Origin of the sequence: Escherichia sp. E4742, assembly GCF_005843885.1 — a bacterium.
Lineage (GTDB): Bacteria > Pseudomonadota > Gammaproteobacteria > Enterobacterales > Enterobacteriaceae > Escherichia.
The window spans coordinates 2187372-2199678 of record NZ_CP040443.1 but is presented as its reverse complement, the minus strand read 5'-3'; the positions used below and the strand labels follow the sequence as shown (position 1 = coordinate 2199678).

14 protein-coding genes and 5 pseudogenes are annotated in these 12307 nt (G+C 43.8%); 1 reads left to right on the top strand and 18 read right to left on the bottom strand.

The features are described 5' to 3' along the window. Positions 1–29 precede the first annotated feature (29 nt). A pseudogene (locus tag FEM44_RS25510) lies at positions 30–471 on the top strand (tyrosine-type recombinase/integrase); the annotation flags it as partial. Positions 472–522: 51 nt separating this feature from the next. Here the strand turns inward: FEM44_RS25510 and FEM44_RS10760 are convergent. The 18 genes and pseudogenes from FEM44_RS10760 to FEM44_RS10675 form a co-directional block, all read right to left on the bottom strand. Beyond that, the gene (locus tag FEM44_RS10760) at positions 523–2262 is read right to left on the bottom strand and encodes an ATP-dependent nuclease (RefSeq protein WP_135521043.1); all 1740 of its coding nucleotides are present in this window, start codon (positions 2260–2262) and stop codon (positions 523–525) included. 118 nt (positions 2263–2380) lie between these two features. Next, positions 2381–2602, bottom strand: a complete 222-nt coding sequence (locus FEM44_RS10755) for a PerC family transcriptional regulator (RefSeq protein WP_032158196.1) — start codon at positions 2600–2602, stop codon at positions 2381–2383. An 81-nt stretch (positions 2603–2683) separates the two neighbouring features. Continuing rightward, positions 2684–2950 (bottom strand): annotated as a pseudogene (locus FEM44_RS10750) (IbrB-like domain-containing protein); the annotation flags it as partial. 188 nt (positions 2951–3138) lie between these two features. Further along, positions 3139–3444, bottom strand: coding sequence for a hypothetical protein (locus FEM44_RS25505; protein ID WP_001604127.1), 306 nt, complete (start codon positions 3442–3444; stop codon positions 3139–3141). A gap of 65 nt (positions 3445–3509) precedes the next feature. Beyond that, a complete protein-coding gene (locus FEM44_RS10735; RefSeq protein WP_135521052.1) occupies positions 3510–5255 on the bottom strand; it encodes a 3'-5' exonuclease in 1746 nt (581 codons plus the stop codon). Positions 5256–5491: 236 nt separating this feature from the next. Next, positions 5492–6736 carry a GIY-YIG nuclease family protein gene (locus tag FEM44_RS10730; RefSeq protein WP_135521041.1) on the bottom strand — a complete coding sequence of 415 codons (1245 nt, stop codon included), beginning with the start codon at positions 6734–6736 and terminating at the stop codon, positions 5492–5494. Positions 6737–6891: 155 nt separating this feature from the next. After that, complete coding sequence (locus FEM44_RS10725) at positions 6892–7293, bottom strand: hypothetical protein (RefSeq protein WP_135521039.1); 402 nt, start codon at positions 7291–7293, stop codon at positions 6892–6894. 121 nt (positions 7294–7414) lie between these two features. Next, a pseudogene (locus FEM44_RS26020) lies at positions 7415–7619 on the bottom strand (VENN motif pre-toxin domain-containing protein); the annotation flags it as partial. Position 7620: 1 nt separating this feature from the next. Continuing rightward, a complete protein-coding gene (locus FEM44_RS10715; protein WP_073520651.1) occupies positions 7621–7980 on the bottom strand; it encodes a DUF596 domain-containing protein in 360 nt (119 codons plus the stop codon). Further along, on the bottom strand, positions 7977–8231 hold the full coding sequence (locus tag FEM44_RS25150) for a hemagglutinin (protein ID WP_175406691.1): 255 nt from the start codon (positions 8229–8231) through the stop codon (positions 7977–7979). The genes FEM44_RS10715 and FEM44_RS25150 overlap by 4 nt, the downstream gene beginning before the upstream one ends. A gap of 256 nt (positions 8232–8487) precedes the next feature. Continuing rightward, a complete protein-coding gene (locus FEM44_RS10705) occupies positions 8488–8724 on the bottom strand; it encodes a hypothetical protein (protein WP_135487903.1) in 237 nt (78 codons plus the stop codon). 638 nt (positions 8725–9362) lie between these two features. Further along, positions 9363–9698, bottom strand: a complete 336-nt coding sequence (locus FEM44_RS10700) for a hypothetical protein (protein ID WP_135487902.1) — start codon at positions 9696–9698, stop codon at positions 9363–9365. Continuing rightward, a complete protein-coding gene (locus tag FEM44_RS10695; protein WP_431023030.1) occupies positions 9698–10540 on the bottom strand; it encodes a DNA/RNA non-specific endonuclease in 843 nt (280 codons plus the stop codon). The genes FEM44_RS10700 and FEM44_RS10695 overlap by 1 nt, the downstream gene beginning before the upstream one ends. Positions 10541–10608: 68 nt before the next feature. Then, a pseudogene (locus tag FEM44_RS26015) lies at positions 10609–10765 on the bottom strand (VENN motif pre-toxin domain-containing protein); the annotation flags it as partial. Between the two features lie 10 nt (positions 10766–10775). Beyond that, positions 10776–11162 (bottom strand): hypothetical protein, encoded by a 387-nt coding sequence (locus FEM44_RS10690; protein ID WP_039005202.1) that lies wholly within the window; start codon positions 11160–11162, stop codon positions 10776–10778. Between the two features lie 29 nt (positions 11163–11191). Further along, entirely contained in the window at positions 11192–11377 is a 186-nt protein-coding gene (locus FEM44_RS10685) for a CPCC family cysteine-rich protein (RefSeq protein WP_071531845.1), read from the bottom strand. Continuing rightward, a pseudogene (locus FEM44_RS26010) lies at positions 11377–11655 on the bottom strand (VENN motif pre-toxin domain-containing protein); the annotation flags it as partial. The gene FEM44_RS10685 and the pseudogene FEM44_RS26010, both read right to left, overlap by 1 nt. 195 nt (positions 11656–11850) lie before the next feature. Then, the gene (locus tag FEM44_RS10675; RefSeq protein WP_053289061.1) at positions 11851–12306 is read right to left on the bottom strand and encodes a hypothetical protein; all 456 of its coding nucleotides are present in this window, start codon (positions 12304–12306) and stop codon (positions 11851–11853) included. Position 12307: the final 1 nt, after the last annotated feature.

Below are 12307 nucleotides of genomic sequence, written 5' to 3'. Positions count from 1 at the left end.
TTGCTCACACTGTCTGAACCCACATCGGGGGAGCCAGGATGCGGACTCCACATCTTGTACCACTCTACAAACAGGCTGTAGCCATACTGGCAGAACTTCAGACATGGGCAGGTGAAAATAGTCTGATATTTACGGGAGCACATGTCCCACGTAAAGCAATTAGTGAAAACACCGTAAATAAAGCCCTCAGGGTGATGGGGCATGGTATGACACAACCCAAAAAATCTATGGTCGTGGAATCCGGGCGATGGCGTGCAGTGCATTGAATCAGGTTTGTGGTCCCGCGATGCAGTGGAACGTCAGATGAGCCATCAGGAGCATAATGGCGTACGTGCTGCGTATATCTATAAAGCAGAGCATCTGGAAAAACATCGACTGATGCCACAGTGGTGAGCAGATTTTCTGGACACAAACAAAGAAATAAATATCTCCCCTTTCGATTACGCCAAAGGTAACAATCCTCTAAAATAATGGGAAAAGAGTCCGAGCGAGTGTTCGGACTCTTTCTCTTAAAAACTATAACTAATGTGCAAGTATTTCCTGTAAATGTCTTATAATAGGGACTTTATTTATTTCACGGTCGGACATATTTGGCTTTAGTATCGTTTTCCAATACATATTCGCATTAAAAGGTTTACTTCTATCCCCACAATCAACAAATCGTAAATGTTCGGGAATACTATCATCCTGGTGAGCTGGTTCAAAAGTTATATTGTGAGTCCTGAACAATCCAATACACCCATTCATTTTAATTATATCCTCTTTGTATTGCTCAGAAATTTTTTTCTGAATTCCCGAATCGAAATAAGGATTTCCATTTTTATCAAGAGAGATTATCTTTGATTTATCTGTATCACAGATAATATGATATTTAATATTAAACTGGGAAAATATTTTCTGGTAAAATGGAATGTTATTGACTGTACCGCAGTTCAGAACAAAAATATTTTTATTTGATGGAAACTCTTGGAAATAAGCCCTACAAATTATTTCCTCTGTTGGACCTTCAATTAATAAGACCTCATCTGCATAAAATGACTCACATATATAAGGATTAAATCTCAGCACCTCATACATTTCTTGTTTGAGCTCATCATTAGTAATTATCCCTTTAGCATCCTTTAAAAAAGAATCATTGATTTGGTAAATTTTTGTACCTTTAGAATTGTTAACTAACCGTATTATTGATGATTTAGGTTTAGAAAGATCTATCATGGCTGAAGAATGTGATGCACAAAGTACCTGATATGGCAACTCCTCAACGCTGACCTGATATATTAATTCTCGTAACTCTTTAACTATTCTTGGATAAAGAAACAACTCTGGTTCTTCAAATAGCACCATATAGTCTTTTCTTCCTTTTTTTCTCTCGAATCTTTCGGCTACGTCTCTCATGAGTAGCAAAGTAAATATAGCTGTTCTAATCGTTCCATGCCCTACACTACTATAATTTGATGGAATTGCGTCATCATACTCACCGTATTCGTTCTTTTTCATAAACTCAATTTCAAAATCCCTACCGAGTTTATTTTCAGTCCAAACCACTCTGTCCTTTTTATCTTTAAAACATATTGATGTATCAAAAAATATTTTATTGAAATATCCATTAACAGAGTTTTGATATGCTTCTATCACTCCGGAGTCATACATTTTATCTTGCAGTTCTTTTATTTTAGCTTGTGCTATTCTTAACTCCTCAAGATCTGATGATTTTAGCGTACTTTCTGCCATCATCTTAAGTATTTCATTAAGAATCTTTTTTGCCTCTTCTTCTGTTGGCATTGCTTTAATAAATACAGGCTTCGGCAAACATGATTGAAATACCGAGTGCAACCCAATTGTTGCATAACCAACTTCATCATATTGCTCGTTAGAGTAATTATAAGTATAATTTCTACATTCTATTTTTGAGTTATTCTTACTCCAAACCTTTTTAATTTTTATATACCCATCATGCAAATACTTCTTATAACTATCTTTTTGTTTGGGTGCTTTTATTTCAATTTTACCTTTATCTAAATCATCAAGCTGAACTTCTAGTTCAAATTCAATAGGTAAATTATCGTTACGTTTAAAGAAATCATTAATGTCAGGTTTTTCATCATAATAGAAAAACAAATAAGCCTTTAAAAAAGTGGATTTCCCGGCATTATTTGCCCCATATATAAAAAGCGTGTTCGTATCTTTAAAAATGATTTTATTATTATCAAGCCCCCCTGAAATAGCCCTGAAGTTATTCACGCCAAAAAATGATATCTTCATAAAGCTCCTCGATTACAAAAAAAATGAACAACGAATTCCCACAACTAAATATAAAACAGCACTTCAGAAGAAGTTTTTGATTGCATCTTAGGTTTTGATTTTTTAACCCTCATTTATTTCAACGCAGTATCTTATCTGCAGCTTTCGCCAATTTGCTGATATCCAGCTTCACTGGTAATGTCGGCGATGATATCTGCGTCAGACAATACTCCCGTCGCAACAACCACCACTCCCGTTGTGCTTCTGTACATTCAAAATTACCCACAATAAAAAGCCAGCGGGTGGAAGCTCTGCGCCAGTAACCTGCAGCCTCCAGTTTCAGTGCAATCGTGTCTTCCACAACTTCCGGGCTATTCTTTTTCCTGCTCAAAACATCAACTCACTGAAATAATACTCATATCTGACGATCTCAGCGAACCGTTCATGCCGTACTGAAAGCCTCTTCCTGAAACAGCTCTGTCAGTTCGCTAATCGGTTTCAGCCTCAGCACTTCATCCTGGTCCATCCCCAGTTCTGTGCCAATATGCTCATCTGTCCACCCCAGACGCGAAAGGTCCCTGACAATATCAGACATTGAGGTTATTTGATGGTTACCCCTAGCCCGGTTATGCCGTATGGTGACCGCCATACGTGTAGCCTGTCCCTTTCTCTCCGGATTAATACAGGCTACAAGCAGCCAGCCCTTCATTCAGGCCACTTAATCCTGTTGTATGCATCCGGGCGTGCCGGGTGTGTCAGTTTGCTGATTTCATCGCGCAGGGCAGCATAATCCGGTAATGACCGGGGGTCACCACCTGTTTTCAGTTTCACTTCAGAAGTCATCGGCAGATTCAGTATTGCTGTATTAAATCATGATTAATAGTTACGGAAAGAACGTCAGTGTGATACCGGTACCCGGGAAAGGTATTCCACCGCGCGGATAATTGCCGGTGTCACATCCCACTGCCGTTTCAGAACAGGTAACAGCTCATTAAGGTTTCTGATATAACGCTCAGTGAATAGCCGTTGTCCGTCCCTGGTTAAATGAAAACCTGACTGATTACAGGTAATGGTGATATGACAGGTATCGTTACCAGTATATATGGCTTCCTGGGGTCTGAATCTGACATTCCAGTGCCAGGAATACGGAGAATGGTTAAGATGAAAAAGACGCATCTGAATATCGTTAAATAACGGGTTCATGGCGAATTAAATAAACCTGATAATAACAGTATGGTGAAAGTCCGGAATAAAGAAATGGTCCAGTATTATGCAAAATCCTCAAGGTGACGACTGATACTGTTTTCACGGTAACAGGTCACCAGTAATTCACGGGTTGCCCGGGTGAACGCCACATAAAGCACCGGAATTACTTCAGACTCATCCGCTACACCAGAAGGAACGAAAGAAGCATTGATAACCGCCACATACGGGAACTCCAGCCCCTTACTGCTCTGGTATGTCAGTAAGTGCACCACATCCTTACGTCGCGAGTATGCCTTCTTGCCTTCCCTGTCAAAACAGGTGGCAAAAGGTACCCCGCGTTGTGTCATAACGTCTTGCAATTGTTTCGCTGAACGCTCTGTCGGACACAATACAGCCATATCACTCCAGTGGCCGCACAGGGCATGACGCTTCTCCAGCCAGTCTGCTACCTGTCTGGCTTCATCACGTTCAGAAGTACAACGCAAGATTTCCGGTTCTGTGCCCTCTTCACCGCCCGCCTGTGGCTGAACAAGCGGTATTTCACGGTTCTGATGTTTTTCAAAATACTCGCGGGAAAATGCATAAGCAAAGTGCAGAATGCGTTTCGGATTACGGTAATTGACCGGCAGGACAGAAGTGCGTCCCTGTGCCTGAATCCCCACACTGGCCAGAGAAAAGTTCAGGGCCCGCTCCCGCCGGTAAATGGACTGGGCGTCATCGTACATCAGGAGCAGTGAACGGGATGCGTTATCAAACAGACGGGCAATCAGGGCCAGCCAGCGACTGTCAAAATCATGCCCTTCATCCACCAGTACAGCATCATATCCGGTTTGGGTGATTTTTCCGCTGTTCACGGCCTCTTCCAGTGCACTAAAGCATTTCTCAGGATATTCTTTTCTGTCAGCCGTCACCTGAATACCGTAACGTTTTATCATCGAGGCACACCAACTGTGAAAATGAGATACCGTAACCCGTGACATCAGTCCTCTGGCTTCAATGCATTCCCGCAGATAACTGGCCAGGGTGATGTTGTAGCACAACACCAGAATCTTTCCGGGTATGGTTTCTGCCAAGTAAAGGCAACGGAACAAAAGAATCATGGTTTTTCCGGAACCGGCCACACCATGAATGACACGATGCCCGTCACCAATATTTCTGGCCAGAATCTCCTGCTGAATATCCATGATTTTGATTTGTGAGTTCTGTTTCACGGTCACTTCAGGAAACAGATGGGCGCGCAGAATATCTCTCATCCGGGGTGTCACCCGGGTTCTGAATCCCGTGGTAAACATCCCGGCAATTTTTTGCCGGAATACCTCAGGTAAAACAGACTGCGTCATTTCATCCTGACAGATTGTCTGTGCTGAAGGGAAAATCTTTTCCACCGCATTCTCATCATTCCCTGCCAGTGTCTTCAGTTGCTGACGGGTAATGCGGGTAAACACCACACCATACGCCCAGGCCAGGTTCAGCCGTCCCTTATACTGACCGTCATTCTGCCGTAAGCACGGGTCTGCAGGTAAGGCATTAACAGTATCACAGGCATAACGACGAACCTGTACCAGCGGATTTATTTCTGATTTCAGAAGACCGTCGGTTTCCAGCGTGACCTGCTCCTGATTTGCCTGGCGCAGCGTGGAAACCGTCCAGTCCTTGACCTCCAGAAATACCAGTCCGTTCTCCGGGTCAATAATGACAAAATCCGGATGCCGGTTTTTCCGTCCCACCGGGATATCGTACCAGACAAGGCAGTCATCATTCAGAAAGCTCTCCAGTCGTGAAGCCACCCTCCTCTCCCCGGACGTCATTCTCTCCTCAGTGGACGCCGATACATTTATCAGTTTCGCCATAAACGCACCTTAATCTGTGAACAAAAAAAATAATCATCACCGACACCCACGACGTTATATCGTGGGTGTCGTTTTATTCAGAAATAAAAAAACAGAATCATTAACATGACCGGAATACTGTGAACCATGCTGCAGGATATCTGCAGATACCCCTCCTGTTATATCCGGCCGGAATAAAATCAGAACACTGATTGTCAGGCAGCTTCATTTTCCGCGTATTCCAGACTCTGCAGATACTGCAGCGCCGCCGGGTCAGCCACATATTCCACCTGCCCGTGGTGACGCTCCACTTCATTAATGATTCTCTCAAGTTTCACGCGGAAAAATTCTTTACGCAGGTTAATCCTGTTAATGCGGTATTTTTCCAGACTGTCATGAAGTGTTTTTTCCAGCGCGGGCGCATCATCACAGGAAATCATGGCGTGAACATCAAAATCAAACGGAACAGAAGCACCACTTAACTCTTTGACCCTGTCCATGGGTTCCAGCCGTCGGGTCATGCCAATTTTAAAAACATCCTCACCAAACGAACCAATATTCGAAATGATATAAACATGCCCCTGTTTCGTAAGCTGAGCCATGGATTTAGCACGTTCATACTGCGCATGCGCTTCCTGAATTTTCTGTTCCAGCTCCAGGCGTTGTTTCTCTAACTCCTCCCTGTGAGCCCCTTCTGCTGCGCGCAGCGCCTCCTCAATCAGTTTCTGCTGCTCAGCAAGACGCCGTTCTTCCTCTTCCGCTTCCCGCTGGCGCCGGTCAAGTTCATCCTGACGCTCTTTTTCTTCACGCATCTGACGCTTAAGCTCTGCCTGATATTCCTTCTCTTCCTGCGCTTTTTCCAGCAATGCCACTTTGTCCAGAAACTGTTGCCTGACACTCTCCCTGTCAGAATTATCTTCCAGGTTAAGAAAGGCTATTTTCTCACTGACAGCAGCGTAAGCCTCTCTTTCCTTACGAAGCTGGTCATATTTGTTTTGCCAGTTATTAATCGTTACACCAGCCAGCAGAGTTTTCGCCTTAAATTTCCAGGCGGAATCAACAATCCGTTGCATTGCACGGCTGGCCTTCTGTCTGGCGGTATGAAACTCCTCACGGCGTCTGGCAAGCTGCTCCTTTTCCTGTCGTATTCCCCGGGCTATCGCGGCATTGACAGTTTCATTAAAATCCCGCTCCCTCTGAATCAGCTCTGAAACGGCCTGCTCAAAGGCTGCTGTTTTCTTTCTGAGTCTCCGGTAAATAAAAAAACGAAGTAAAATTACAAATACAGTAAGCAAACCAAAAAACAAACCAATAATACCTGCCGGATTCGATACTGCATCAATAAAGCGCTCATTAAGATTTATCAGCGCCCTGACCGCCACATAAATCCCCCAGAGAATAACGCAAACTAAAATCAGGACAAATCCCGCTGCATTATCATCTTTTTTTCTTCCTGCCATGACTTTCCTTTATTTTCCTTCTCAGTAACTGAATATCTTTGATTAACGCCCTCCGGACATATTTATACCTGGAAGGTTGTCCGGCTTTATGATGCTCGCCACTACAGGATTAACTGCAGGCTGAGCACAGATTCCTCTGCTATTTCAGTAACAGATTAATACTGATTACCGGAACAAATGGGCAGATGCGTAAATCCGGGTTTGCTGGCCATATAAAGCGGCGCACAGGTAGGGTTGCGGGGTTCAGTGACCAGCACAGCCTCATTTTTCTCAGCCACCGACGGTTGTGACACCTTCCGGACAGCCGCTGATTTTTTCTTCTGAACCGGCTTCGTGGTGACCGGTGATTTCACCTGACGTTTGGCGGGTGCCACGCCATAACCGGAACAAAAGCGCTTCGACTGACTCAGACTTCCGTCATTGCAGACAAAACGTCCGTCTGACGTACAGTGTGAAATACCACCTTTAGCACCCGAGCAGGGTTTTCTTCCCCGTGCAGCATCTGCCTGAACAGAAAATAAAAGCCCCACGAACAGAAAAAAGATAATTTTCTTCATTTTAAAACTCATACATTGTTATTGCTGATATGCCAGAGTTATTAGGGTGATGAAACATCCAGCCAGCGTTGTCATAAGCCAGAATAATGTCACATTCACACCTGACATATATCCATCGCTGTTTATTTATTTCTGTTCTGCCCTCCCTGCTCCGGCTCATGTCTGAACGTACCGCTGCTGTTTCAGATGACGCAGCACCACCTGCCAGGGCTGCACTCAGATTACCGCCGGCCAGTCCCTGTACCGCTGCCGTTGCGGCCTGTATCGCCTGCTGGTATTTCCCTGTTATACGCTCGCTGCGCCACATCCTGCGCTGTGAAGGGTTTATCAGGTCCATTCGAGAGAGCCATCTTCAAGCACCCAAACAGCTCCCCCCGGACAACTCTCATCAAAAAACCAGATACCGTCTTCCATCTCTTCTTCTGTTTTCGGAAATGCCTGTCGGAAACGTTCAACCTGCTCATCAATACTTCCTCCCAGAAACTTACCGTGCTTGGCCAGTTTGATGCGTCCTTCTTTCAGAAGACGGGTCAATACCCATAGAAAAATTTTTTTCCTTTCTTCAAATGAAAAATTTAACGGCGGGGGTTCTTCTGGTTCACTATAGGAAAAAACGGCCCCCAAATTACGACCTTCTGCAGCTTCACATAATTCATTATATTGCTTGTCATTAAGTAATAATGTCATTTAAATTTTATCTCCACATCTTTGTATTTATATGCAATGTCAGAAAGTTGTTTATTCCCCTTAATATCAATAGTCCATCTGGCACCTGTTTGTTCTTGGGACGACGATAAACTCCGCAACGTGATCGATGTTCCGTTCTCCAGCTTTGCAGTATAGATCCCCGGCCGAACCTCTTTCAGCGGTGTATCTCCTGCCAGCTGTTGTGCGTAATTATGGATCTGTTTATCCGTCAGATTCTGGCTTTCAAACACTTTCGTCGTACCATAACGGTTACTTACCGAACTCTGCCTGATAGTCTGCCCATCCACCGTTAACTCTCCGACCGAGTGACTTTTATCATATATTTTACTCAGTTCATCAAATCGTTGTTGCTGAACCTCCTGATGACGGGCTTTTTCTTCATTATCCGGTCCCCAAGTACCATCGCGACTCTGATCTCGTTCAGCATATTGTTTTCAACAACCCCCCAGTCAAAAAGCTGAGATTGTTATCGACTTATTTATCATCTTATTTTCTTTCTTGTAGTTTTGCTTTTATCCAGAGACCTAAACCAAGGATTGTCCCACCAACTCCCCCCACTCTGAAGGCATCAGGAAGAGCCTCACTCCAATTGAAATCAAATGTGTTTATTTTAAAATAAACAATTACTGACGCTAATAAATAGGCCATTACTACAATAGCGAACATCAAGCCTATGCATAAAAAAATAAGCTTAACCAAATCTTTTATATTAATTGCTCCCATTTTTATTCCCTACTTTGTCCAGTTTATCTTTTACTTGGTTGCCAGTAACTTCTCCTAAGACAGCCCCCGTTATTGGGTGATCTCCTTTCATGAAAATACGCAGTTTGATTGCATTAAATTTATTTAATTTGCACTAATTTTGTTTAAGTTACATTACCACACGTGGGATATTGGAATACAAGCAACGCGAGGAATCAGTAAATATACCAATAATTGTATCACCCCCTTTAATCTTCATTAAGGTTTCAGGCCCTCCGGCACGATTCACCTGGCGAATCAATTCACGAGTCGCCCCAGAGTCACCGCCAATAAACATGCGATTCAACTCCCGATTCGATTCTCACTAATCTATTGTTTTATATAAAGATAGTCAGTACTGACTCTGTGACGACTCGCCGATGACTTGCCATAGAGTCATCGGCGAGTCGGATCGGCATAATAAAAATTATCATAACGTAATTCTGAAATTATAACTTTATGATTTTAAATACCTATCAGCAAAAACTTGGTTTTGCATGGGGTGTGGAGATTTTGAGGTGAGAAGCAGGCTATCGTAAAATAGCCTGCTGGGATGGATTCAGTAATCACCGAATAAATTGCGGAGCAAAAAAACCGCCAATCAAGAGGTGGGTTAGCAATCAATTTTCGTATTTAAATTCAATATTCATCTTTAAAGCCTCTACATCTACTGTCACTTCACAGCCATGCCAGAATGGCTTTTCCTGAGATTTAAAGTTATCTAGAAAATAATTTCTTAATTCCACAAGAAAATCAAATAAATCACCGTTTGCTTGTGCCCCTGCCGAAAACCAATCAGTATTGCCAGTATCTGCATTTATATAGTCAAATTCACATTTACAATGATCATTTTCAGGAGACAGTTCTGCTCTCATGATCACTTTGGATGCATTTTCAGGCGCAATAGATAGCAATACTGAACCTATATCATTATAAATCTCTTGATCAGTCCTCACTACTTACCTCCGGGTACATTTTTAAACGTTTCAGATACCGGCCTTCCGCCATTTATAGAGTACTCAACATAGAATTTATCCGGCCTTACGCTGTTACCTGTATAAGATGGCTGGATATTAACTTTAACATCTTTACCTTCACTTAATGCCTTAGCCCAAGTGTTTTCCATACTTTTCCAGGCACCTTTATTAAGGTTTCCATCCATTGGTAGCAGGTTTAATTTTTCACCTGGACCATTAAATATACTGGCTATTAAATGCCCACCTTCATCTCCAAGATTACCACATCTACCCGCCTTACATTGCTGATAACCATTCCGGTCTTTCACATTTGCGCTAAGAGTTGCTTCAACCTGAGTGGGTCTGGCCAGGTTATCAGTGTGATAAGTCTTATCCCCGTCCACTTTATAAATGGTGTTCGGCTCCGGCTTGCTCATCGCCTTGTTCCAGGCACCTTTCTTGCCCGAGTCAACCACAACGATATTTTTCCCTGCGGTTCCAGCCGCAGGCTTCCCGCCTTTACCCAACCCACCGGTCACGGCTGCCATTGCCGCTCCCGCTAAAATTTCGGCTCTCTGACTGTCAAGACCATACTGTTTTTCCAGCCGTTGGGCAAAGTCAGTACTGCTCACTATCCCTGACTCATCCATCTGCTGCATCAACAGAACGGATAAGTCATTCTTCATTGCCCACGGAATATCTTCACCCAATGCCCTGTCTATGGCTTCGTGAACCAACAAACTGTTAGCAGGGATGTCACCGTACTTCTCTTTGCAGGCTGTCGGGCTCGAAGCACATGTTGCGATCAGTTCATTACGCTGCTTGAGACTCAGATCTTCCATTTCTTTCACGATCTGACCACAGTCACCACGGGCCTCACAACCTTTCGCCCTCGCCGCAAAGTTATCGATCTGATCAGCACTCAGGTAGTTATTCTCAACCGTTGTCTTACCTGACTGTGCGCCGGCTACCGCTGAAGCCCCCGAGTCTCCCACCAGACCACCGGCCAGGCCAGCAGCAACCGTTGCCAGTGTCGAAACAGTCTGCTTCTCTGTCTCGCTCAGTTCATTCACCGGCTTACCGTACAGATGCGGTACTGTCCTGGCCTTCAATCTGGCTGCTCATGTAAGCGCTACCGGCACCCAACAACTGGTTAGCGTAATATCCTTTCCCGGCTGTACCTACGCCAGTCAAGCCTGACATCATGAAACTGAGATAATCGAACTTATCACCGATATTTCCCGTACCAATTTGTACCGCACCATTAGCCCCATAGCTCAGCCCGGCACTAACAAATTTTTCCGTCAGCGTGGCTGATGACGTTAACAACGAACCGTACGGCTGCGCCGAGGAGCTGTGCGTAGTCTCCGTCAACGGGCCGAAGATAAAGCGGTGGCTCAGGGCGTTCCCCAGCGTACTGAACGAAACCGGGATCGTCCTGCGATCAAGCGTGAGTACGGGCAATTTGGGTGAGCCTGACGGCTAATAATCAGTTACTGTTCGTTAAATGCTCGTTTCGCCTCATTTAAACTCGGAGAATTTGCCCCGCCAGAAAAATCTGGATCAGCCGATTGAACAGGGTCATCTTCCCATCCGCATATAGGGCAAATTTCATAACAACCCGGCTCATCAATTGTCTTATTTCCACAGCATGGACAAGGATAAGAACCATTATTCATCATTGCTTGTTCCAATATTCGATACCTTTATCTGGTTTAAACATTGTACGCGGTACACCATTTATATCTTTTGAAGCAAAGACATTAGTCACAGGATTGTAATACAGTGTGTCTCCGTTAGGGCGGGTTTTAGTTAAAGTACCTGGCGGTGGGTTTGTCATAAAATTATGTGCAGCATCAACATATTGCTTCGCATTCTGATACTCTGGAAACTCTTTTCCATGTTTTGTCCAATGCCCATAGGCATTACCTACAGGTTCTGCTTTCTTGGTTTCTGTCTAAATTTGAGTATCTTTAGATTTACCGCCTTTAGCTATCCCACCACCACCGTTCAGCAGCTCACCACCTGCACCTTCAACCCCGATTGGCAGCGGATTTATCGGAATAATGGGTGGCAGCTTGTCATTCTTGTTACCCAGCGCATTATTCTCAACAACTAATTGGCATTTATCACAAATTTCATTAACACTGCATCAGCCTATCATGCCAATTAAACATCCGAGGTACCCTGCCCTACTTAACCACAAAAATGGGCTGGTGAGGCCAGACTGATGAACATTAATTAACTCCCTTATTGGTGCAAGACCATCATTTTTGATAACAACATCCTTTGCACCATAGCGACAATGCATTATCAGAAAGAAAATTCCGACAATCCCTAAACCAAAATAACTTTCTGGGCTTCCCCAAAAATTAGTCCGTAATTTTACATAGGTGAGCCCCCAAACACTCAGTAAAAAGACCATAAAAGCACAGGCAGCAATATTCATATCGCGTCTGCTGCCTAGCCCAAAAAATAGAGCATCAAAAAAAAACATTGGGGTAAAAGGTGATTGCACGCTTCTTCCTGTCACTTTACTAAATCGATAAAACATGACCGTTCCGACAGTAAAAGCAGAAAGTGCAATACCTAACAGCAAGTACATCATT